We start from the raw sequence: 23,571 nt of genomic DNA, 5'->3' as shown, positions 1-23,571 counted from the left end.
CGAACCCCATTCGACCCCGTTTTCGATACGTTCCGGGGCCGCTGCCGCTCCGGGGCCACACCCGCTGCCGTTCCGGGGCCGCTGCCGGCTGCTACCAGCGGGCCGCGGAGGGCAGCGGTTCGCCGTACCAGAGCTCGACCAGGTGCCGGGCGATGGAGATCCCGGACGGCGGCAGGATCTCGCCCGCCGCCATCCCGGCCCGGAGCTCCTCGCGGGAGAACCAGCGGGCCTCCGCCAGCTCCTCGCCGTCCACCGTGATCCCGGTGCCGGACGGGTCGGCGGTGCCCATGAACCCGAGCATCAGGCTGGACGGGAACGGCCAGGGCTGGCTGGCCACGTACCGGACCTCGCCGACCTTGACCCCGGCCTCCTCCAGCACCTCCCGGGCGACCGCCTGCTCCAGCGACTCGCCCGGCTCGACGAAGCCGGCCAGGGTGGACCAGCGGCCCTCCGGCCAGAGCGCCTGGCGGCCCAGCAGGCAGCGGTCCTCGCCGTCGGTGATCAGCATGATCACGGCGGGGTCGGTCCGCGGGTAGTGCTCCGCCGCGCAGGAGGTGCAGCGGCGGACGTGCCCGGCCCCGGCCTTCTCGGTCGGGTGCCCGCAGCGGGAGCAGAAGCTGTGCAGCCGGTGCCAGTGCTCCAGCGCCACCGCGTGCACCAGCAGACCGGCGTCCCGGTCGGTCAGGCTCGCGCCGACCTCGCGCAGTCCGGCCGGCCGGGCGTCGCCGTCCAGCCGGCCGGGCAGGCTGTCGACGGCCAGCGCGAAGTAGGACACCCCGGCGTCGTCGGTGCCGAGGAAGTAGCGGTCCCCGGTCTGCGGCGCCTCGAAGGAGGGCAGCAGGACCAGTTCGCAGCCGTCCTCGGTGTCGACCACGAAGGCCTCGCCGGCGGAGATCGGCAGCACCTGGGTGCTGGGGTGGCTCCACGCGGCGGCCAGCCACGGCTCGTCGAAGCGGTGGTGCGCGGCCCGGTCGACCCCGGCGCGGGCCAGCGCCAGGTGCTTGGTGTCGGGCACGTCAGGCACGCTGCTCAAGTCGGCTCTTCCCGTTCGGATCATCAGGAGCGGTCATCTTCGGTCTGTCTGCGCGGCCGGGCGCGGCCGGCCGGGAGCAGGGCTGCGGCCCGGGACCGGCCTCGACGGCGGTCCCGGCCGGGGAGCCGCTCACGCCTGCGGCCAGGTCTCGGCGAGGTCGCCCCACAGGTACGCGGCGGCCTCGACGCCCTTGCGCAGCAGGTCGAGCTCCACCTTCTCGTTGACGGAGTGCCAGCCGTCCGAGGGCACCGAGATGCCGAGGAACAGCACCGGCGCGCCCAGCACGTCCTGGAGGTCCGCGGCCGGTCCGGAGCCGCCCTCACGGGTGAACAGGATCTTCTGCTCGAAGGCCCGGCCCATCGCCCGGACGGTGGACTGCAGCGCCGGGTGGTCCAGCGGGGTCAGGCAGGGCCGGGTCGCTCCGGGGAAGACGATCTCGTGCCGGATGCCCTCCGGGACCCGTGCGGCCACCCAGTCGCGGACGGCCTCGCGGACCTTCTCCACCTCCTGGCCGGCCACCAGGCGGAAGGACAGCTTGAGGTGCGCCTCGGCCGGGACGATGGTCTTGCCGCCGGGGCCGGTGTAGCCGCCCCAGATGCCGTTGACCTCGGCGGTCGGCCGGGCCCAGACCCGCTCCAGGGTGGTGTAGCCGCGCTCGCCGCGGGTGCCGTACGACTTGGCCACCCGCAGCCACTGGGCCTCGTCGAACGGCAGCTCGGCGAAGAGCGCGCGCTCCTCCTCGGTCAGCTCGACCACACCGTCGTAGAAGCCGGGGACCGCCACCTTGCGGTCTTCGTCGTGGAGGGCGGCCGCCAGCTCGGCGGCGACGGCGGCCGGGTTCGGCACGGCGCCGCCGAACGAACCGGAGTGGATGTCGCTGTCCGGACCCCGGAGGTCGATCTGGCAGTCGGCCAGGCCGCGCATGCCGGTGCAGACGGTCGGGGTGTCCTCGGCCCACATCCCGGTGTCCGAGATGATCACCACGTCGGCGGCCAGCCGCTCGGCCTCGCGGCGCACCAGCGCGGCGAAGTTCGGCGAACCGGACTCCTCCTCGCCCTCCACCAGCAGCTTCAGGTTGACGGCCGGGGCGGTGCGGCCGGTCGCGGCCAGGTGGGCGCGCAGGCCCAGGGTGTGGAAGAAGACCTGGCCCTTGTCGTCGGCGGCGCCGCGGGCGAACAGCTGACGGCCGATCACGGTCGGCTCGAACGGCTCCGTCGCCCAGCCGTCCTCCTTGGCGGCGGGCTGCACGTCGTGGTGCCCGTAGACCAGCACCGTGGGCGCGTCCGGGTCGCCGGACGGCCACTCGGCGAAGACCGCCGGAAGGCCGTCGCTCTCCCACACCTCGGCGACCGGGAATCCCGTCTCCCGCAGCTTGGCGGCCAGCCACTCGGCGGACCTGCGGACCTCTCCGGCCAGGCCGGGGTCGGCGGAGACGGAGGGGATGCGCAGCCAGTCGGCCAGGTCCTGCAGGAAGCCGGCCTCGTGCTGGTCGATGTAGGAGCGGACGGCGCTGTCCGGGGTTTTCGTCATACGGACGACTTTAGTTCGCCCGGGTGGGCGCGCGCCCGCGCCCTCCGGCGTCCGGCCCCGTAACCTCCGTCACTCGACGGTGGCCACGGGGCCGGGGCGTCCGCGCGGCGGCCCACACCGCCCGCGGACTCAGGCGCGGCGGCGGACCAGGCTCAACCGGGAGCGGGTCAGCAGCATCGCCAGCACGGTGGCCACCAGCGGCAGCCCGATCAGGGTGATCGCCATATCCGCCCAGGGGAAGGCGATCACCGGCTTGGCGGTGGCGGCGAGCGACACCGGCCCGTACGAGGGCGCCGTGGCCGCCTCCAGCTTGCGCAGCGCCACGGCCGGAACCACCCCGGCCAGGGTGCCGAGGACCGCGCCCATCGCCGCGATCGTCCCGCACTGGAACCCCGCCAGCCGGCGCCGGATGCCCCCGGTCGCCCCGACCGCCGAGAGGGTCGCCAGGTCCTGCTGGGAGTCGGCCGCCGCCAGCCCGGTGGCGATCCCGGCCGCACCGAGGGCGACCAGGGCCGCGAACCCGGTCAGGCCGAGGGCGATCAGGGTCCGCTGCGGCTCGAACCCCCGCTCGACGGAGAGCTGGGCGCTGTCGCCGATCTTGGCGACGGCGGCCGAGGCCTTCTGCTCCGCACTGTCGGCCGGGGCGGCGTCGGGCAGCCAGACCGACCCGACGGCCGTGGTGTCGAGGTGCAGCCGCTGGGCGGTGTCGGGGGTGATGAACGCCCCGCCGCCCGGCGTACCGGACGCCACCACCACCGCGTCCAGGCTGACGTGCTCGACCTTCGGCCGGTCCGCGGCATCGACTCCGGACCGCCCGCGGTTGGGACCCGGCCGCTCGGAGCGGGCCGTCAGGTCGAGGGTGATCTTCCCGTCCTTGACGTACAGCTCGTCGAAGACCACGGCCTTGCCCTGGGCGAGCGCCCGGGCCGCGGCCGGGTCGTCCACCCCGAACAGGTTGTGCAGCGCGGTGGCGTCGCCGACCGGAATCGGGCCGAACTCAGCGCCGCCGTACGCGAAATCGTGCCGGCAGCGCGGGTCCTCCCGCATCACCCGCTTGAACTCCGGGTCGTCGTAGGCGGGCGGCTGTTCGAGGTCGGCGTCGGTGACCGGGCAGCGGCGCTCCTTGGGGATGGACACCTCGATGCTGCCGCAGTTGTCGGCGGTGCGGCAATCGCCCTGGTAGTGGGCGGTCGACAGGTCACCGCGCGCGCCGAGGTCGGGCATCGACGCGGCGACCGCAGCCCGCAGGGCGGGCAGCTTGGCCGGGTCGGCGTCCGGGCCGTACCCGATCGACAGCGAGACCGCCCCGGCCGGCAGGCTCGCCCGGTAGTCCTGGCGTTCCTGCTCGTCGGTGCTGGTGGTGTAGATGCCGACCGCGACCGATCCGGCCACCGCCGCCATCACGGCGGCGACCGCGGGCGCGGTCCGGCCGCGGTGGCGGACGGCGTCGCGCAGGGCCAGCCGCGGGGCGAGCGGCAGTTGCCGGCCGAGCCGGCCGAACAGGCCGACCAGCATCGGGGTGAGTGCCACCATGCCCAGTTCGGCGATGGCGGAGCCGCCGAGCACCGAGGTGGAGCGGCCGCCGACCCCGGTGCCGCCGCCGATCAGCGCCAGCGCGGCGCCACCGCCGACCATCACCAGGCCGAGCACGGCCAGCTTGCGGTTGGGGGGCTTGACCGAGCCGCGCCCGGTGAGCGCCTCCACGACGTCCTGGCGGGAGGCCTGGACGGCCGGTACGACGGCCGCGAGCAGCCCGGTGACCAGACCGATCGCCGCCACCGCGAGCATGTCCAGCGGTTGCAGGTTCAGGTGGCCGAACCGGGTACCGCCCTGCACCTCGAGCCAGGGCCGGGCGGCCACGACCAGGGCGACCGCCAGCACCACGCCGACGACGGCTCCGGTCAGGCCCAGCACCACCCCGCCGCCGAGCACCACGGCCCGCACGTGCGCGCGGTCGCCGCCGCCGGCGGCCAGCAGGCCGAGCTGGCGGCGGGAGCGGCGGGCGCCGACCGCGAAGGCGGGCCCGGCCAGCAGGACGATCTCCAGCAGCGCCATGCCGACCACGGTGCCCAGGACGATCAGCGCGGTGTTGGAGCCGTCCCCTGATCCGGCGCGGCCGTCCATCTCCACGTAGTACGGCACGTCCGCGCGGGCCGGCAGGTCGGCCAGCACGGCGCGCGAGGTCGCCGCCAGGCCGTACTTGTTGAGCTCCAGCACCTTCGACCAGTCCATGGTGGCCCCGGGCGGGAGGTCGACCAGCCACTGCAGGCCCGCCGAGTAGCGGTCCTGGTACTGCGGCTGGGCTGCCTTGAGCGGCTCGATCAGGGCGCCGGGCCGGCCGATCAGCTCGACGGCGCTCAGGGTCTGCGGGTACTCGACGGCCGCCGTGATGGTGAACGGCTTGCCCTCGAGCCCGCGCAGGGCGGTGGTGTCGCCGATCCGGAGCCCGGCCTGGTCGAGGAAGGCCTGGGTGGCCGCCAGTTCCTGCGGCGCGCTCGGGGCGCGGCCCGCCCTGATGGTGATCGACCCCTGCCAGAGCGGGTCGGTGAGGTCGGCCTCCGCCGTCCCGACCCGGAGCCGGCCGTCACGGCTGGTGGCCGAGGCGCCGCTGCCGTGGACCACCGGGACCAGCACGGTACCGGCCGGCAGCAGTTCCCTGGCCAGGGCGGCCGGGTCGGTCGCGGCCAGGCTACGGGTCTGCTCGGGGGTGGGCGCCTGCCCCTTCTTCATCTCGGCGGCCCCCCGGCCGTCGCCGGCGTCCGGTTCCTGGAGCACGATGCTCCCGGGCACGTCCATGATCAGCAGGGCGTCCGCGCGCCCCATCAGCCGGTCGGCGTGCTCGGCGGGGGTCAGCTGGGAGCTGCGGAAGACCACGTCGGCGCCGGCCACGCCGAGCACCGGGAGGGCGATCATGGCGAGCACCAGGGCGCTGCGGCCCTTGGCCCGCAGCGCGTCGCGCCGGGCGATCCGCAGGGTCGCCCGCCAGGCGGCGAGCCTCACCGCCCGTCACCGCCCTTGACGCTGTTGGTGGCGGCGGTGACCAGCAGGGTGGCGGCGTCCTGCTGCGCGGTCTCGTCGACCAGCCGGCCGTCGCGCAGGAAGACCACCCGGTCCGCCCAGGCCGCGTGCCGGGCCTCGTGGGTGACCATCATGGCCGCCGCGCCGGCGTCGCAGCGGGCCCGCAGCACGGCGAGCACGGTCTCGCCGGTGGTCGAGTCCAGCGCGCCGGTCGGCTCGTCGGCGAGCACCAGCCGGCGGTCGCCGATCAGCGCCCGGGCGATGGCCACCCGCTGCTGTTGACCGCCGGACATGTCGTCCGGGAAGCGGTCCGCCAGCTCGTCGATGCCGAGCTCCTCCAGCGCGGCCAGCGCCTCGCGGCGGGCGGCCCGGGCGGAGACGCCGTCCAGCTCGCGGGGCAGGGCGATGTTCTCGGCAGCGGTCAGCGCGGGTATCAGGTTGTAGTCCTGGAAGACGTAGCCGACCGCCCGGCGGCGGACCTCCGCCTGCTTCTTGCGGGTCAGCCCGCCGAGGGCGATGCCCTCGACCAGCACCCGGCCGTCGGTGGGCGAATCGAGTCCGCCGGCGAGCGTCAGGAGGGTGGACTTGCCGGACCCGGACGGGCCCATCACGGCGACCAGTTCACCCGGGTGGACCCGCAGGTCGACGCTCCGCAGGGCGTGCACCTGGGCGGCGCCCTGGCCGTGGACGCGGCTGACCTGCTCCAGGTGCAGCACCGGCGCTTCGGTTTGAGACATGGTCAACTTCCCCCTGCGCTTAATGGTTCATCGGTACTCGGTGCCCGGCGTGGGGCCGGGCGGACGGCGGACCCCGTGGTCGGCGCGGCCTGGGCTCGGCCTAGAGGCGGCTGCGCAGCCGCTTGGACGGCGCGGGCGCCGAGGCGGACGCCGCGGCGGTCTGTCCGCGCTCCTCCTGCCGCCTGGTCAGCCGGGTCTCGCAGTGGTCCAGCCAGCGGATCTCCGCCTCGGTCTGGAAGATCAGCTGCTCCAGCACCAGCAGCCACGCCAGATCGGCCTCGCCCCCGGTGTCGCCGGCCAGGGCCTGGCCCTTGAGCCGGGTGTAGTCCTGCAGCGCCTTCATGCTGTGCCGCCGCTGGCTCTGGACCACGGCCGGGACGTCGACGCCCGGCACGGTCACCGCCATCGCGAGCTTGATCGCCAGCTCGTCCCGGGGCGGGTTGGTCCGGGGCACCGGGGTGTCGAACCAGCGACGCAGTTCCGCGCGTCCCTCGTCGGTGACGGCGTAGAACAGGTGCCCCTCCTCGTCCTCACCCGCCGGGGCGACCAGCCCGTCCCGCTCCAGCCGGCCGAGCGTGGTGTACACCTGGCCGACGTTGAGCGGCCAGGTGGCGCCGGTCCGGGCCTCGAACTCGGTGCGGAGCTGGTAGCCGTAGCGCGGGCCCTGGTCGAGGAGGGCGAGAAGACCGTGTCGGATGGACATACCACGTATGTATACCCGGTATGTGCGAACTGCTCAAGCCCGGCACCCGGTACCGTCGTACGGTGTGAGCCAGCTGCGCATCGCCACCTTCAACCTGCTGCACGGTCAGCCCCTGGCCCCGGACGGCAGCCCGCTGCCCTTCCCGGACACCGGCGGCGACCCGGGCGGTCCGCTCGGCGAGGCCGTCGCGGCGCTGGACGCGGACGTGCTCGCCCTCCAGGAGGTCGACCGCCACCAGGAGCGCTCCGGACTGGTCGACCAGAGCGCCGTCGCCGCCAAGGCGATGGGCGCCGCCGACTGGCGGTTCGCCGCCGCGGTGCACGGCCGGCCCGCGCCGGTGGCCGGCTGGGTGGCCGACCCGGCCGTCAGTGGCCTCCAGGTCTACGGCCCCGCCGAGGTCGAGAGCCGGACCGACCGGCCCGCCTACGGCACCGCCCTGCTCACCCGGCTGCCGGTGCACCACTGGCGGGCCCGCCGGTTCGCGCCCGCGCCGTTCGGACTGCCGCTGCGGGTGGCCGGACGCCGCGGCCTGACCCCCGTGCCGGACGAGCCGCGGGCGGCACTGGCCGCCGTCCTGGAAGGCGTCCACGGACCGTTCACCGTGGTCGCCACCCACCTGTCCTTCGTGCCCGGGTGGAACGTCGCCCAGCTCGCCGGGATCCGCCGGTGGATCTCCGACCTGCCCAAGCCGTACCTGGTGCTCGGCGACTTCAACCTGGTCGGGGCGGTGCCGCGGACGGTGCTCGGCAGCGCCAGCGCGCTGGAGCGCTCCACCTCGCAGCAGCGGATCAGGGAGGCGCGGGCCGCGCGCCGGGCCCGGGCCGCCCAGCCGGGGCCGCGCCGCAGGCGGGTCCGTGAGCCGCGGCCGCGGCTCCAGGGCTGGTACGACCTGGCCCGCACCCCCACCTACCCGTCGCACCGCCCGACCGTCCAGTTCGACCACGTCCTCGCGGTCGGCGTCCCCCGCCGCGCCGTCGGCCCGGCCGAGGCCCCGCGCACAGCGGTCTCCGACCACCGCCCCCTGGTCGTCGACGTCACCCTCTGACGCCCACCCCGGGGGCACCCATAGGGGCACTGGGGTACCCCCGGCCGAAGGCTGGGGGCGGAACTGCGCGAAGCGGAAGAGCGCGTGGCGAGGACGGCGTCCGAGGGCGTGGAGCACCTCCGAGTCCGTCCTTGCGCAGTACCCTTCCGCTCCGCGCAGTTCCTCGCGCCCCTGAAGGTGCCCCGGGGGTACCGCTACCTCAGGGGGTGACGGTGGCGGCCCGTTGGGTGGTCTGGTGGGGGAGCTGGCAGCCGAGGGGCTCGTACTGGAGCAGCAGCATGGCCGCGTCGTCGCCGAGCTTGTGCCCGACGTGCCGCACCACGTCCTCGTGCAACCGCCGCAGCACCTCCACCGGACCGCCGACCGCGAGGTCCGGCAGCCGGTCGGCGAGGGGGTAGAAGCGGCCGTCGTCGTCGCGGGCCTCGATCACGCCGTCGGTGTAGAGCAGGACCCGGTCGCCGGGCCGGAACGAGACCTGCTGGACCGGCGGCCGTACGTCCGCCGGGTCGAGCACGCCGAGCGGCGGGACCGGCTCGGCGGGTTCGAGCAGTTCGAGCTCGCCGCCGCCGCCGCGGATCAGCATCGGGCCCGGGTGGCCGCAGTTGACGATCTCGGCGGTGCCGTCCGGGCAGACGCCGATGAGGACCAGGGTGACGAACTCCTCCTCGACGCCCGGGTGGTCGTTCTCGTGCAGGGCCCGGTCCAGGCTGTCGGCCAGCCAGCCGGCCACCCGCTGCAGCGACGGCTCCTGGTGGGCGGCCTCGCGGAAGGCGCCGAGCACGGCCGCGGCGGTCTCCACCGCGTTGAGCCCCTTGCCGCGGACGTCGCCGACCACCGCCCGGACGCCGTGCCGGGTGTTGACGACCTCGTACAGGTCACCGCCGATCGAGGCGTGCGCGGCGGCGGCCGCGTAGTGGACGGCGGCGCGGACGCTGCCGACCCGGTCGGGGACGGAGCGCAGCAGCACCCGGCGGGCGATCTCGGCGACCAGCTGCGCCTCGGCCAGCGCCCGTTCCTGGCGCAGCCGCAGGGTGGCGCTGATCCAGCCGATGCCGGCGACCAGGGCGATGGCCAGCACCGTGGCGGTGTGGACGGACTCGCCGAGGACGTGGTTGTAGGCGGCCATCAGGAAGGCCACCGCTTCGGCCACCACGCCGATGAACAGCGGGTACCAGGTGCGTCGGCTGACCACGGCCGCGAGGGCGGGGACCGCGGTGAGGGCGGGTTCCAGGGTCACCCGGTTGTTGCTGAACCAGTCCAGTGAGGCCACCAGCAGCATGCCGATGAGCGGCAGTGCATGGGACAGCCTCGGCCAGGTTCCTGTCGCCGTTCCGGGCAGCGGCCCGGGGGCCGGCCCGGCGATCCGTTCTCTGATCCATCCGGTCGCGCTCAACGTCGGTCTCTCCAGCGAAGGTGGCCGGTGCCAGGGGACACCTGCAGTGATGACGGAAAGTCAGGGACTGCGTCCCTGCCGGTGGGTCGGAGTACGGAGGTGACCGGTTACCGACCCCACAATAGGCGCGAAACGTGCACACCGCACAGGTTTCGCATGATCCCGTGACGACTTGGATGCTCTGAGTGACTCATTCTTCACTATTCCCGATCAGAAGCCTGGTCAACTCTTTTCGGTCGGGAAGTCCTGATGGTCTTTCCACCCGGCCGCTGCGGACATACAGGAACGAAGCCGTGACCTGCTCGACCGGAACCCCCGCCTGCTCCGCCCAGGCCACCCGGTAGATGGCCAGTTGCAGCGGGTCGGCCGTCTCCTCGCGGTGCGTCTTCCAGTCCACGACCTCGTAGCGTGACGAGCCCGGTGACGCTGAGCCACCGTCACTCTCCCGGTAGACCGCATCGATCCGGCCGCGCACCACTCGCCCCGCCAGCATCAGCTGGAAGGGCGCCTCGACCCGCAGCGGCCGCCGCGCGGCGTACGGGCTGCGCAGGAACGCCTCCTTGAGCCGCTCCAGGTCGCGCTCGTCCTCGATGCCGTCCTCGTCCGCCCCGGGCAGCGCACCGGGCTCGATCAGCATCAGCGGTTCGATCCTGGACTGCACCCAGGCGTGGAAGCGGGTACCGCGGCGGGCGGCCGGCTGCGGCGGGCGCGGCATCGGCCGGGCCAGCTCGCGGGCGAAGCCGTCCGGGTCGGCCGCCAGCCGCATCAGCTGGGACGCGGACAACGAGGCGGGCAGCGGCACCTCCCTGACGGTGCGCCGGGACTTCTCCAGCTCGCCGAGCAGCGCGGACAGGTCACGGTCCCAGGAGGCCACCGTGCGGCGGCCCTCCGGGGTGAGCTCCGGCGGCTGCGGTCCGGGCGCCCCGGCCAGCCGGGCCTGCACCACCTCGGCCACCCGGCGCCGGGCGGCCTGCGCCGCGGGGTCCAGCGGCAGCGGCCACGGGGTCTCCACCGAGCCCGCGAGCACCGGGTTCTGCGCGTCGGGCAGCGGCTCCTCGGCCCAGTGCTCGACCTCGCCGCCGCCCGTCCGCTCGCAGAACTCCCGCACCTGGTGCAGGAAGTCGGACGGGCCGCGGCGGCGCTTCTGGCTCGGCCCCCACCAGTGGCCGCCGGCCAGCAGCAGCGAACGCGGCCGGGTGAAGGCGACGTAGCCGAGCCGCAGCTCCTCGGTGGCCGCGTGCGCGGCCATCTCCTTCTTGAACAGGCCGATGCCCTTGGCGGTCCACTGCGGATCGGCGGGCAGGGTGGCCGCGTCCCCGCGCAGCGCGTGCGGCAGCACCTTCTTGGTGCTGGTCCAGCGCTCGCGGCCCTTGCCGCTCGGGAAGACGTCCTTGACCAGGCCGGGGACGGCGACCACGTCCCACTCCAGGCCCTTGGACTTGTGCACGGTGAGCACCTTCACGGTGTCCTCGCCGCCGGGCAGGCTGGTGTCCAGGCCGCGCTCGTACTCCTGGGCGGCCCGCAGGAAGGCCAGGAAGGCGGACAGGCCCGGGTCGCCGTCCAGGTCCGCGAAGCCGGCCGCGATGTCCAGGAAGGAGTGCAGGGTCTCCCGGCGGCGGGCGGCCAGGGCGAGCGGGGACGCCGACAGCTCCACCTCCAGGCCGGTCACGGACAGCACCCGGTGCAGCACGTCCATCAGCGGCTCGGCCAGGGCCCGGCGCAGCTCGCGCAGTTCGCGGGCGAGCCGGGCGAAGCGGACCTTGGCCTGCGGGGAGAACGGCAGCTCGTCCGGCGGCTGGGGCTCCAGGAAGGTCTCCAGCGCGTCGGCGAGCGAGACCACCTCGGTCGGGTCGGTCTCCGCGACGGCGGCGGCCAGCGGGTCGGCGCCCGGCAGCCGTTCGGTCCGGACCAGGTCGGCGGCGCGGCGGCCGAGCAGGGCCAGGTCGCGCGGCCCGATCCGCCAGCGCGGGCCGATCAGCAGCCGCACCAGCGAGGCGTTGGCGGTCGGGTCCTGGAGCACCTCGCAGACCGCCACCAGGTCGGCCACCTCGGGCAGTTGCAGCAGGCCGCCGAGCCCGACCACCTCGACCGGGACCTCGCGGGCCACCAGCGCGGCGTGGATGTCGGGGAACGCCGCGCCGCCCCGGCACAGCACCGCGATCCGGCCGGGCGCGGTGCCGGTGCGGACCAGGTGCGCGATCGAGTCGGCCAGCCAGCCGATCTCCTCGGTGTGGGTCGGCAGCAGCGCGCAGCGCACGGAGCCGTCCTGCTCGACCCCGGGTGCCGGGCGCAGCGCCTCGACGCCTTCGTGCATCGCGCGCAGCGGGGCGGCCAGCCGGTTGGCGAAGTCGAGCAGCCGGCCGCCGCTGCGGCGGTTCTCGCTGAGCGCGTACCGGGCGGCCGGGGTGCGGTCGCGGCGCGGGAAGTGCAGCGGGAAGTCGTCCAGGTTGGCGACGGAGGCGCCGCGCCAGCCGTAGATGGCCTGGCAGGGGTCGCCGACGGCGGTGACCGGGTGACCGGCGCCGCCCTCGCCGCCGAACAGCCCGGCCAGCATCAGCCGCTGGGCGACCGAGGTGTCCTGGTACTCGTCCAGCAGCACCACCCGGAACTGCTCGCGCAGCAGCCGGCCGACCTCGGGGCGCTGCTGGGCGAGCCGGGCACCGGCGGCGATCTGGTCGCCGAAGTCCATCAGCCCGGCCGCGGCCTTGCGGCGGCGGTAGTCCTCGACCAGGTGCAGCAGCTCCTGCCGGGCCCGGGCGGCGGCGGGCACGGACCGCAGGTCGTCGTTGGTCAGCCTGACCGTCGCGAGGGCGTCGAGCAGCTGCTCGTCGTACGCGCGCAGGGTGTGCGGCTCGGTGAGGTGCTCGGCGAGTTCGCCGTCGAGCGCGATCAGGTCGGCGACCAGGGTGGAGAAGGTGCCGGTGAGCGCGGGGAACGGGCCGCGGGCGGCGCGCAGCACCTTGGCGGCGAGCTGGAAACGGGTGGCGTCGGCGAGCAGCCGGACGTCCGGCTCGATGCCCAGGCGCAGTCCGTGCTCCTTGAGCAGCCGGCCCGCGAAGGCGTGGTAGGTGGAGATCTCCGGCTCGCCGAGGGCGTCCTCGTCCGGCTCCAGCACCCGGGCCCGGACCAGGGCCTTGCGGACCCGCTCGGACAGCTCGCCGGCCGCCTTGTTGGTGAAGGTGAGGCCGAGCACCTGCTCGGGACGGACCGCGCCGGACCCGACCAGCCAGACCACCCGGGCGGCCATCACCGTGGTCTTGCCCGACCCCGCGCCCGCGACGATCACGGCGGGCTCCAGCGGGGCACCGATGGCAAGCATCTGCTCCCGGTTGAAGGGGACGCCGAGGATCTCCTTCAGCTGGTCGGGGTGGGTGAGCACGGCTTGCACGCCGACAACGCTAACCGGTGCCGCCGACAACGCGGGTCGAGCGGGCGGCGCGGACCGGTGGAGCGGGCGCGCGGATCAACAGGGCGGCGCGGATCAGTCGAGCAGCTGGCGGCCGTCGCGCTGGGCGGAGCAGCTGGCCTTGAAGGAACAGCGGGCGCAGTTCTCCCCGGCGGTCGGCACGAACCGCTCGGCCAGCACCCGGCCGGCCGCGTCGGCGAGCAGGTTCTCGATCCACGGCTCGCCCTCCGGCGGGCCCTGGTGCTGGACCTTGGGGCCGTCCGTGTCCCGTCGGGCGGGCTCGCGCAGGTGGACCAGCTCGGCGCCGCCCACGGCGGCGCCGTCGGGGAAGCCGGGCAGGCCGTCGAGCGCGCCGTTGCGTACCGCCAGCTGGTAGACGGCGAGCTGCCGGTGTTCGGGCAGCGACTTGTCGGTGGGGATCTTCTTGCCGGTCTTGAAGTCGACCACGTAGGCCCGGCCGAGGGCGTCCTGCTCGACCCGGTCCATCGACCCGCGGATGCGGACCGCGACCCCGCCGACCGTCAGCGTCAGGTCGAAGCCGTGCTCGGTGGCGACGGTGGTGCGCTCGCGCTCCAGGACGTGCCAGTGCAGGAAGCGTTCCAGGGCGGCGCGGGCCTCGGTCTTCTCCTGCTGGGACTTCCAGGGGGCGTCGAAGGCGAGCGCGTCCCAGACCGTGTCCAGGCGTTCCATCAGCACGGCGAGGTCGGCGGGGGTGCGGCCGGAGCCGACCTCGTCGGCCAGGGCGTGCACCACGTTGCCGAAGCCCTGGGCGGCGGTGGTGCTGGTGGCCGCCTTGACGTCCTTGTCCAGGAACCACTGGAGGGCGCAGCTGTCGAGCTGTTCCAGGCCGCTGCCGGAGAGCCGGACCGGCAGCCCGGCCTCGCGCAGCGGCTCGGGGGCGGCGCTCTGGTCCACCAGGCCCCACCAGCGGTCGGGGTGGGCGGCCGGGACCAGCGGGGCGCCGTCCTCGTCGGCGGCGGCCGCCAGCAGCGCGAGCCGTTCGGCGGCGGCCTGCCGCAGACCGGGCGGCGCGGCGCCGTCCACGGTCACCGCGCGCAGCTCGGCGACCAGCGCGGCCACCGACAGCGGACGGCGCGGGCGGCTGGTGACGTCCTCGACGGTGACCTGCGGGGTGCGGCGCAGCACCCGGCCGGTCCTGGGGTCGAGCTCCTCCCGGTACAGCTCGCGCAGGAAGCGGGAGGGCTCGTCGCCGTCCTCGGCCTGGGCCTTGACGGCGGTGACGATCAGGCGCTCCTTGGCGCGGGTCGCGGCCACGTAGAACAGCCGGCGCTCCTCACCGAGCAGCGCGGCCGGGGAGAGCGGTTCGGCGAGTCCGTCGCGGCCGATCCGGTCGGCCTCCAGCAGCGAACCGCGGCGGCGCAGGTCGGGCCAGAGCCCCTCCTGGACGCCTGCCACCACGACCAGCCGCCACTCCAGGCCCTTGGAGCGGTGCGCGGTCATCAGCCGGACGGCGTCCGGGCGCACCGCGCGGACGGTCAGGGTGTCGGCGGCGATGTCCTGCGCCTCCAGTTCGGCGAGCAGCTCGGCCGCGCCGCGATGCCCGGCGACCTGCTCCTCGGCCCGGGCCGCGGTCTCGAACAGGGCGCAGATCGCGTCCAGGTCGCGGTCGGCGTTGCGGCCGCCCGCGCCGCCGCGCAGGGCGGCCCGTTCCAGGCGCTCGCGCCAGCGGCGGCTGCCGTCCCACAGCTCCCAGAGCGCCTCCTCGGCGCTGCCGCCGCCGGCCAGCAGTTCGCGGACCTTGCGCAGCAGCATGCCGAGGTCGCGGGCGCGGCGGGCGTACAGCGATTCCATCGCGACCAGCCGCTCCGGCTCGGCGAGCGCCTCGCGGATCAGCTCCTCGGCGGAGCGCGGGGCCCGCCGGCCCGGCCCGCGCTGCCCCTCCCGACGCTGCCCGGGCACGGCCACCCGCAGATCGTCGGCCCGCTCCTCGTCAGCGTGCTCCTCGATGCCCTGCTCCTCGCCGGAGCGCACCTCGACCGTCCACTCGCGGTCGGCACGCTCTTCGCCGACGCGCACCTCGTCGGACGCCTCGTCGCCGACGCGCGGCCCGGCAGTCCGTGCCTCGTCGGCGGGCAGCCCGACCAAGATCTCCTCGGGGGTGTGCGCATCAGGGGTGTGCGCATCGGGGGCCCACAGCCCGGCCGCGAGCTCCTGCGGGCCGGGCTCCGCGGACTCCCACTCCTCGCGGTCCCACTCCCCGGGACCCCAAGCGTCCGGCTCAAGCTCCGGCTCCGGCTCCGGCTCTGTGAGGTCCCACTCCCCGTCCCCGTCCCCGTCCCCGCCCTCGGCCTCGGCCCCGGCCGCCGGCCGCCGGTCCGCCGCCCGCAGGGCGAGCCGCTCCTCCTCGCGCAGTGCCCGGCCGAGCCGGCGCAGGTCGGAGCCGTCCAGTCCGCCGAGCGGGCCGGTGAGCAGGGTGTGCGCGAGTTCGGCGGTGAGCGCCTCGGCGGGCTCGGCGCAGACCCGCAGGGCCAGCAGCAGCGGGGTGACGGCGGGTTCCTCGCGCAGCGGCAGGTCGTCGCCGTCGATCTCCAACGGAACGCCGGCCGAGGTCAGGGCCCGCCGGACGCCCGGGATCGAGCGGGCGCCGGCCCGGACCAGCACCGCCATCTCGCCCCAGGGCACCCCGTCCTCCAGGTGCGCGCGGCGCAGCAGGTCGGCGATGGAGTCCAGCTCGGCGCCGGGCGTCGGGTAGGTGTACACCTCGGCCCGGCCGCCCTCCCGGCCGGGCAGCAGCGAGCGGTGCTGGGCGAGCTTGTCGGCGGGCAGCCGGCCCATCGGCATCCGGCGGGCCAGCTCGCGGGAGGCGGCCAGCAGGACGGCGCCCGAGCGCCGGGACACCCGGAGCACCTTGACCTCGGCGGGCGCCCCGCCGGTCTGCCGGAAGGTCTGCGGGAAGTCGAGGATGCCGTTGATGTCGGCGCCGCGGAAGGCGTAGATCGACTGGTCGGGGTCGCCGACCGCGACCAGGTCCCGGCCCTCGCCGGCCAGCTGCCGCAGCAGCCGCACCTGCGAGGGGTCGGTGTCCTGGTACTCGTCGACGAAGACCACCTCGTAGCGCTGCCGCAGCTCGGCGCCGACCTCGGGGCGCTCGGCGAGCAACACCGCGCGGTGCACCAGCTCGGCGTAGTCGAGCACCCCGCGCAGGTCGAGCACGTCGAGGTAGTCGGCGAGGAAGTGGGCGGCGGCGGCCCAGTCGGGGCGCTGCACGCCGTCGGCGAAGCGGGCCAGTTCGGCCTCGCCTAGGCCGAGCTCGCGGCTGCGCGCGAGGACCGCGCGGACCTCGTCGGCGAAACCGCGGGTGGTCAGGCAGGCGCGCAGGTCCAGCGGCCAGCCGATCCTACCGACCCCGTGCCTGGCGTCCTCGGCGTCACCGGCGAGCAGTTCGCGGACCATCACGTCCTGCTCCGGGCCGGAAAGCAGGCGCAGCGGCTCGGCGTACTCCTCGGGGCCCTGGTGGGCGCGGAGCAGGGCGTAGCAGAAGGAGTGGAAGGTGGTGGCCTGCGGTGCGAGGCCGCCGCCGACCCTGGCGGTCATCCGGTCGCGGAGCTCCATCGCGGCCTTGCGGCTGAAGGTCAGCACCAGGATCCGTTCCGGATCGGTGCCGTCGGCGATCCGCCGGGCGACCGCCTCGACCAGGGTGGTGGTCTTGCCGGTGCCGGGCCCGGCGAGCACCAGCAGCGGGCCCGAGGCGTGCTCGACCACCGCCTGCTGATACTGGTCCAGCACAGGCGGGGCGGGTTGCGCCAGGGGGTTGCGCACCAGGCGGAAAGGGGAGGTCAATGCGGTCCGATGAGGTCGTACGGGGGTGGTGTTCCGGTCAGCGTCGGGGCGGGCCGCGCGGGGCCCGCCCGTATCGAGCCTACGATCCTGCCCCGTCATTCCCCTCCGCGCACCCGGTTCCGGCGGATCGGGGGCGTGCTGCGGGGCCCGCGCTACCGGCCGTCCCAGCGGGCCTGCCGGAGGTCGACCCGGGGTTCGCCGGCGACGGTGCGCAGCGGGGTGCCCTCGGTGCGGTACTCGGGCAGTGCCCGGTGCTCGTGGCCGGGCAGCGGCCGTCCGTCGGCGCGGATCACCCGCCACCAGGGCACGGCGCCGCCGTAGAGTGCCATCACCCGGCCGACCTGGCGGGGGCCGCCCTGGCCGAGGTACTCGGCGACGTCGCCGTAGGTCATCACGCGGCCGGGCGGGATCCGCTCGGTGAGGTCGAGAACGGCCTCGGCGAAGGGGGGCAGGCCGTGCTGGTCGTCCTGGGCTTCCGGGCCGGCCGCCCGGCCGGTGGGCTCGCTCATCTGCCGCATTCTTCCGCATCCGGTCGATTTCGGGGCCTCGGGCGGATGATCCGCCGCGCCCGATGCGCCCCCTGTCCAGCACCGGGCGCCCGGGCATGGCAGCATCTTCGGGGCAGCGCGTGGTGATACAAGGACAAGACCAGATGACCGGGACGGCAGACGTGAACGTGGACAAGGGCTCGGACGAGTCCGCCACCGACAACGCCGCGGGACCGGAACACCCCGATCCGGATGCGGTGTCGCTGCACAAGACGCCGCGCCAGAACGGTTTCGAGAGCCACCGCAGGAAGGACCTGCCGCCCTCCCCCGAGCCCACCGGCGACCATCCGCTGGCCGTCGACGAGCCGCTGCTGCCGCCGCGTGCGCACCGTCCGTCCGACCTGCTGCGCTTCATCGCCGGGGTGCTCGGCATCATCGCGGTCTTCGTGCTGGCCCAGGTCGCGGTCGCGACCACCACCGGCATCGGGAACGACATCAAGATCAACGCCGACAAGGTGCCCGGCCTGCTGAGCACCATCGCCGCGCTGGTCTCCAGCGTCGCGGTGCTGGCGGTGCCGCTGGCCTTCGCGGTGGAGCGGCTGATCAAACGCGACGGCCTGCGGGTCGCCGACGGCGTGCTCGCCTCGGTACTGGCGTACGGGGTCTCGCTGGGCATCGACTGGTGGGTCGCCGCGGGCGCGCCCGACGCGGTCCGCGACGCGCTGACCCAGCTGCGGGACGGCGCCGGGGGCACCCTGACCGATCCGGTGCACGGCTACCTGGCACCGGTGATCGCCTACATGACGGCCGTCGGCATGTCGAGCCGCCCGCGCTGGCGGGTGGCGCTGTGGATAGTGGTCGTGCTCAGCGGCACCACCGAGCTGATCAGCGGCTACACCACCCCGCTCTCGCTGCTGCTGACGGTGCTGATCGGCTGGTCGGTGGCGTACGGGACGCTGTACGCGATCGGCTCGCCCAACATCCGGCCCACCGGCAAGACCCTGCTGATCGGACTGCGCAAGGTCGGCTTCAGCCCGTCCACCGCGCACCGGGCCCCGGACGCCCCGGGCGACACCCGCCGCTACCTGGTCACCCAGCAGGACGGGCCGCTGCTGGACGTCCACATCATCGACCGCGAGCAGCAGGCCTCCGGCTTCTTCTACCGGGCCTGGCGCCGGCTGCGGCTTCGCTCGGTGGCGGTTCGCCGCAGCCCCCAGTCGCTGCGCCAGGCGCTCGAGCAGGAGGCCCTGATCGCGTACGCGGCCGCCGCCTCCGGGGCCCGCGCGCCGCAGCTGGTGGCCACCTCGGAGCTGGGCCCGGACGCGGCGATCCTGGTCTACCAGAACGTCTTCGGCCGGACCCTGGACGAGCTCACCGAGGAGGAGATCACCGACGACGTGATGGCCTCGCTCTGGGAGTCGGTCGGCGCCCTGCACGAGCGGAGGATCGCCCACCGGCGGCTGACCGGCGAGTCCCTGCTGGTGATGGACGAGAAGACCGGTTGCCTGGTCAACCTCTCCGGCGGCGACATCGCGGCCGGCGACCTGACCCTGCGGATCGACGTCGCCCAGCTGCTCACCACCTTCGCGCTGCGGATCGGCCCGCAGCGGGCGGTCTCGGTCGCCAACGCGGTGCTCGGCCCCGAGCGGGTGGCCGCCGCGCTGCCGCTGCTGCAGCCGGTCGGTCTGAGCCGCTCCACCCGGATCGACCTGCAGCGGATGACCAAGGAGCGCAAGGCCGCCGCGCAGGCGCTGGCCCTGGAGCAGGTCGCCGCCGGCGAGCGCACCCAGGAGCAGGCCGAGGAGGACATCGCGGTGGCCGGCGAGGACCTGCTGAGCCGGATCCGCGGCCAGATCCTGCAGATCGCGCCCGAGGCGCCGATGGCCCCGGCCAAGCTGGAACGGCTGAAGCCGAAGACCCTGATCATGGTCATCGCGCTGACCTTCGCCGCCTACCTGGCGCTCACCACCATCCAGCCGGGCCAGCTCAAGCTCTCCCAGATGGACTGGGCGTGGGCGTCGGTCGCGCTGCTCGCGGCGGCCGCCAGCTACGTCGCCGCGGCGATGAGCCTGACCGGCTTCGTGCCCGAGCGGCTGCCGTTCAAGCGGACCGTGGCGGCCCAGCTGGCGGGTTCCTTCGTCAAGCTGGTGGCCCCCGCGGCGATCGGCGGCATCGCGCTCAACACCCGCTACCTGCAGAAGTCCGGGATCCGTCCCGGGCAGGCGGTGGCCAGCGTCGGCGCCTCCCAGCTGGCGGGCCTCGCCGGGCACCTGCTGCTGCTGTTCGGCTTCGGCCTGATCACCGGCACCCAGACCAACGGGGACCTGGGCGCCTCCCGGGCCGTGATCATCGGCGTCCTGACGGCGGCCGTGCTGGCCCTGGTGGTGGCCGCCGTGGCGCCGCTGCGGCGGTTCGTGGTGACCCGGGTGCGGTCGCTGTTCTTCGGCGTGGTGCCGCGGATGCTGGACCTGATGCAGACCCCCTCCAAGCTGGTCAGCGGCTTCGGCGGGATCCTGCTGCTGACCCTCAGCTTCACCTCCTGCCTCTACGCCTCCGTGCAGGCCTTCGGCGGGTCGATGACCTTCTCCGCGGTCGCGGTGGTCTTCCTGACCGCCAACGCGGCGGGCTCGGCGATCCCCACCCCGGGCGGCATCGGCCCGGTCGAGATCGCCCTGATCGGCGCCCTGACGGTCGGCAACGTCCCGCCCTCCGCGGCCACCCCGGCGGTCTTCCTGTACCGCCTGCTGACCTTCTGGCTGCCGGTGCTGCCCGGCTGGATCTCCTACAACGTGCTCCAGCGCAAGGGCGCCCTCTGACCTCCGCCCACCGGACGCACGAGCAGGGCCCCCGCCGGTGGCGGGGGCCCTGCTGCGCTTCACCGCGGTGCGGCTAGTACACCGGCTTGTGCGGCTCGATCTGGTTGACCCAGCCGATCACGCCGCCGCCGAGGTGGACGGCGTCGCCGAAGCCGGCCGACTTCAGCACGGCCAGCACCTCGGCCGAGCGCACGCCCGTCTTGCAGTGCAGCACGATCTTCTTGTCCTGCGGCATCTTCTCCAGCGCGGTGCCCATCAGGAACTCGTTCTTCGGGATCAGCGTCGCGCCCGGGATCGAGACGATCTCGTACTCGTTGGGCTCGCGGACGTCGATCAGGAAGATGTCCTCGTCCTCGTCCAGCCACGCCTTGAGCTGCTTGGAGGTGATGGTCGCGCCCTGGGCCGCGGCCTGCGCCTCCTCCGAGACGACGCCGCAGAAGGCCTCGTAGTCGATCAGCTCGGTGACGGTCGGGTTGTCGCCGCAGAGCGCGCAGTTCGGGTCCTTGCGGACCTTGACCTGGCGGTAGTTCATCTCCAGGGCGTCGTAGATCATCAGCCGGCCGACCAGCGGCTCGCCGACCCCGGCCAGCAGCTTGATCGCCTCGGTGACCTGGATCGAGCCGATGGACGCGCACAGCACGCCCAGCACGCCGCCCTCGGCGCAGGACGGCACCATGCCCGGCGGCGGGGCCTCCGGGTAGAGGCAGCGGTAGCAGGGGCCGTGCTCGGCCCAGAACACGCTGGCCTGGCCGTCGAAGCGGTAGATCGAGCCCCAGACGTACGGCTTGCCGAGCAGCACCGCGGCGTCGTTCACCAGGTACCGGGTGGCGAAGTTGTCGGTGCCGTCCACGATCAGGTCGTAGCCGGAGAAGATCTCCATCACGTTGGAGTTGTCCAGGCGGTCCTCGTGCAGGATCACCTCGACGTAGGGGTTGATCTCCTTGACCGAGTCGCGGGCGGACTCGGCCTTGGAGCGGCCGATGTCGGACTGGCCGTGGATGATCTGGCGCTGCAGGTTGGACTCGTCGACCGTGTCGAACTCGACGATGCCGAGCGTGCCGACGCCGGCCGCGGCCAGGTACATCAGCGCGGGCGAACCGAGGCCGCCGGCACCGACGCACAGCACCTTGGCGTTCTTGAGCCGCTTCTGCCCGTCCATGCCCACGTCGGGGATGATCAGGTGGCGGGAGTACCTGCGGACCTCGTCGACGGTGAGCTCGGCGGCCGGCTCGACCAGGGGTGGCAGCGACACGGAAACTCCGATGGTCGTCAGATCGGTATTGCCTACGCCAACAGTGTCACGTGCCCCCGGTATTCCGAGACAGCGCGTCCGATGGGCGAGACACCGCCCACCGGATCGTGGGACCACCGGCCGGGGCCGCGATCAGGCCCGACACCCTTGCCGCCACGGCGCTCCGACCCCGTCAGACCCGGCAGGCCGTCTCCATCCAGACGTCCCCGAGCGACTCCTCCAGCGGGACGTGCGTCCGCCAGCCGAGACGGTCCCTGGCGGTCCGGACGTCCGCCTGCCGCCACGGCACCGGCTCCAGCACCGGCCGGGCCGCCTCCACCGGACGGTACGGGCCCTCGGCGTGGCCGGGCCCGGCCTGAGCGGGCAGCAGCACCTGCCGGGCGTCCTCCGTCACCGAGCCCTCGAAGCCCGACGCCCGGACCAGCAGGTGGGCCGCCTCCCGGGCGCGGACGGCGTGCCCGCTGCCGATGTTGATCACCCCGGTGGCGGCCGAGACGGCGGCCGCCTGGATCGCCCGCGCGACGTCCCGGACGTCCACGAAGTCCCGGTAGCCCGACAGGTCCGGCATCCGGACCTGCAGCTCGTCCTGGACCAGCGCCCGGCGCAGCCCCTCGGCCAGCCGGCCGAACAGCGAGGCGGTCGGCGAGCCCGGCCCCACCACGTCGAAGATCCGCAGCACCAGCGCGTCCAGCCCCGACGCCAGCACCAGCTCCGTCCCGGCCAGCTTGGACACGCCGTACGGGCCGATCGGCCGCGGCTCGGCGCTCTCCGGGATCGGCCCGCCCGCCTGTACCGGCCCGTACTCCGCCGCCGAGCCGATGTGCACCAGCCGGGCCGGCTCCCGGCTGCGCCGGATCGCCTCGCAGACCGTGGCGACGGCCAGCGTGTTGGCCTGGATCAGCAGCCGCGAGGTGCCGTAGGTCGCCCCGGCGCAGTTGACCACCACCTGGGGGGCCACCGCGTCCAGGAACCGGGCCAGCGCACCGGGGCTGCCCGCCGTCAGGTCGAACCGGATGTCGGCCGAGTCCCGCCGGCCGAGCACGGTGACCTGCATGCCCGGGTCGGCCAGCAGACGCTCGGCGACGCGGCGGCCGATAAAACCGTCGGCGCCCAACAGCAGCACCCTCATCGGGGGTGTCCTTCCATGAGGCCCCGGACACGGTCGCCGGGGCGGGTCTGTGACGAACTGCTCGAACTGCCCGGGCCGACGGCCGCGGCGGGCCCGACCGCCGCCGACCGCCGCCCGGCACTCAACCGCCGGGTTCCCCGGCACCCCCGCGGTACGCCCCGGGGCGGCCGAACACCGACCAGGCGTACGGCAGCAGCACCACCGCCGCCCCGCCGCAGGCCAGCAGCCGGGCCCCGGCCGCCCCGACACCGGGCAGCACCGCCGGGAGCACCAGCGCGGCCAGCGCCGCCACCGGCAGCGCCGTCGCCGCGAGGACCGGACGCCCGCACCGCAGCAGCGCGGCGACCAGCACCAGCAGCAGCCCGACCGCGGCCTGCGCGGCCCACTGCCCCTGGCCCGCCCGGTGCGCGGCACCGTGCAGCAGGCCGTCCCCGGACGCCGGGCCCGGGGACGGTCCGGCCGCGGCCAGGGCCGCGAAGGTCAGCACCCCGAGCACCGCCAGCTGCGCCAGTACGGCGACCGGCAGCACCGGCAGCATCCGCGCCCGGAACTCGGCCATCGTCGGGGCCGCGCCGAGGTGGCCCAGCCCGGTCCGGCGCAGCCAGCCCGCCGCCCAGGCGGCCGGCGCGGCGCCCAGCACCGCGACCGCGGCCAGCAGCGCGTCGGGCCCGTCCGGCCCGCCGGAGGCCGGGCCCAGCACCTGGCCGGCCGCCGGGGCCAGCAGCAGGGCCAGCCCCAGCCCGTACCCGCCGCGCACCGGGCGGCTCCCCGCGGGGGCGGCCAGTGCGAGCACGGCGGCGGCCGGCAACAGCAGGGCGAGCACGGCCGGGCCGGTGAGGCCGGGCAGCGCGAGGCCCACCCCGAACAGCAGCACCGCCGGCAGCCCGTGCCCCAGCGCGCCCCGCACGGCCGGACGGCCGCTGCGGGCCCAGGGCTCCGGCCGCCCGGGCGGTTCCGGCTCCGGCAGCCGCCGCGGGACCCGGGCGTAGAGCTCCTCGGCCAGCGCGAAGACGTCCGCGTGCCGGTACCGGCCGACGGTGCCGGCGCCGATCCCGGCGTCCTCCAGCGCGGCGGCGATCTCCAGGGCGTCGACGGCCTGCTCGCAGACGGCGCGGTGCCGGACGATCAGTTCCCGTACCGGGTCGGCCGGCGGCGGACCGCCGCCCGCGCCACCGGCGGCGGGTACAAGATCGACGTGCAGATCGCCGATCCGGCGGGCC

The 23,571-nt window shown here is 74.9% G+C and carries 13 protein-coding genes and 1 pseudogene; 2 read left to right on the top strand and 12 right to left on the bottom strand.

The genetic code is table 11. From position 1 onward, the window contains the following. Nucleotides 1-91: 91 nt before the first annotated feature. The 5 genes from nudC to AB0D08_RS13200 all read right to left on the bottom strand — a co-directional run bounded on the left by nudC (nt 92) and on the right by AB0D08_RS13200 (nt 7,021). On the bottom strand, nt 92-1,033 hold the full coding sequence (gene nudC, locus AB0D08_RS13220) for an NAD(+) diphosphatase (RefSeq protein WP_051814076.1): 942 nt from the start codon (nt 1,031-1,033) through the stop codon (nt 92-94). Nucleotides 1,034-1,162: 129 nt separating this feature from the next. Further along, on the bottom strand, nt 1,163-2,563 hold the full coding sequence (locus tag AB0D08_RS13215; RefSeq protein ID WP_359888421.1) for a dipeptidase: 1,401 nt from the start codon (nt 2,561-2,563) through the stop codon (nt 1,163-1,165). 129 nt (nt 2,564-2,692) lie between these two features. Continuing rightward, nucleotides 2,693-5,563, bottom strand: coding sequence for an FtsX-like permease family protein (locus tag AB0D08_RS13210; protein WP_359888418.1), 2,871 nt, complete (start codon nt 5,561-5,563; stop codon nt 2,693-2,695). Then, on the bottom strand, nt 5,560-6,318 hold the full coding sequence (locus tag AB0D08_RS13205; RefSeq protein ID WP_033824786.1) for an ABC transporter ATP-binding protein: 759 nt from the start codon (nt 6,316-6,318) through the stop codon (nt 5,560-5,562). Before AB0D08_RS13205 ends, AB0D08_RS13210 begins: the two co-directional genes overlap by 4 nt. Nucleotides 6,319-6,418: 100 nt before the next feature. Further along, on the bottom strand, nt 6,419-7,021 hold the full coding sequence (locus AB0D08_RS13200) for a PadR family transcriptional regulator (RefSeq protein ID WP_149038598.1): 603 nt from the start codon (nt 7,019-7,021) through the stop codon (nt 6,419-6,421). Nucleotides 7,022-7,085: 64 nt separating this feature from the next. Between AB0D08_RS13200 and AB0D08_RS13195 the strand changes: the two genes are divergently transcribed. Next, on the top strand, nt 7,086-8,066 hold the full coding sequence (locus AB0D08_RS13195; protein ID WP_051814077.1) for an endonuclease/exonuclease/phosphatase family protein: 981 nt from the start codon (nt 7,086-7,088) through the stop codon (nt 8,064-8,066). Nucleotides 8,067-8,265: 199 nt separating this feature from the next. Here the strand turns inward: AB0D08_RS13195 and AB0D08_RS13190 are convergent, their stop codons facing one another. The 4 genes from AB0D08_RS13190 to AB0D08_RS13175 all read right to left on the bottom strand — a co-directional run bounded on the left by AB0D08_RS13190 (nt 8,266) and on the right by AB0D08_RS13175 (nt 17,175). Further along, the gene (locus AB0D08_RS13190; protein ID WP_359888414.1) at nt 8,266-9,459 is read right to left on the bottom strand and encodes a PP2C family protein-serine/threonine phosphatase; all 1,194 of its coding nucleotides are present in this window, start codon (nt 9,457-9,459) and stop codon (nt 8,266-8,268) included. Between the two features lie 190 nt (nt 9,460-9,649). Then, on the bottom strand, nt 9,650-12,847 hold the full coding sequence (locus AB0D08_RS13185; RefSeq protein ID WP_359888411.1) for an ATP-dependent DNA helicase: 3,198 nt from the start codon (nt 12,845-12,847) through the stop codon (nt 9,650-9,652). A gap of 93 nt (nt 12,848-12,940) precedes the next feature. Further along, the gene (locus tag AB0D08_RS13180) at nt 12,941-16,609 is read right to left on the bottom strand and encodes an ATP-dependent DNA helicase (RefSeq protein WP_359888476.1); all 3,669 of its coding nucleotides are present in this window, start codon (nt 16,607-16,609) and stop codon (nt 12,941-12,943) included. A 209-nt stretch (nt 16,610-16,818) separates the two neighbouring features. Continuing rightward, nucleotides 16,819-17,175, bottom strand: coding sequence for an MGMT family protein (locus tag AB0D08_RS13175; protein WP_082527106.1), 357 nt, complete (start codon nt 17,173-17,175; stop codon nt 16,819-16,821). A gap of 143 nt (nt 17,176-17,318) precedes the next feature. Between AB0D08_RS13175 and AB0D08_RS13170 the strand changes: the two genes are divergently transcribed. Further along, nucleotides 17,319-19,970 carry a lysylphosphatidylglycerol synthase transmembrane domain-containing protein gene (locus AB0D08_RS13170; protein ID WP_233289344.1) on the top strand — a complete coding sequence of 884 codons (2,652 nt, stop codon included), beginning with the start codon at nt 17,319-17,321 and terminating at the stop codon, nt 19,968-19,970. Between the two features lie 73 nt (nt 19,971-20,043). Here the strand turns inward: AB0D08_RS13170 and moeZ are convergent, their stop codons facing one another. The 3 genes and pseudogenes from moeZ to AB0D08_RS13155 all read right to left on the bottom strand — a co-directional run. Further along, nucleotides 20,044-21,222, bottom strand: coding sequence for an adenylyltransferase/sulfurtransferase MoeZ (gene moeZ, locus AB0D08_RS13165; RefSeq protein ID WP_359888408.1), 1,179 nt, complete (start codon nt 21,220-21,222; stop codon nt 20,044-20,046). 172 nt (nt 21,223-21,394) lie between these two features. Further along, nucleotides 21,395-22,351, bottom strand: a complete 957-nt coding sequence (locus AB0D08_RS13160; protein WP_359888405.1) for an NAD(P)-dependent oxidoreductase — start codon at nt 22,349-22,351, stop codon at nt 21,395-21,397. 121 nt (nt 22,352-22,472) lie between these two features. Beyond that, nucleotides 22,473-23,571, bottom strand: a pseudogene (locus AB0D08_RS13155) (hypothetical protein); the annotation flags it as partial.

The sequence above is a fragment of the Kitasatospora sp. NPDC048540 genome, from assembly GCF_040651175.1.
Lineage (GTDB): Bacteria > Actinomycetota > Actinomycetes > Streptomycetales > Streptomycetaceae > Kitasatospora.
Note: the sequence above shows the minus strand (reverse complement) of the source record. Positions and strands in the feature narration are given on the sequence as shown.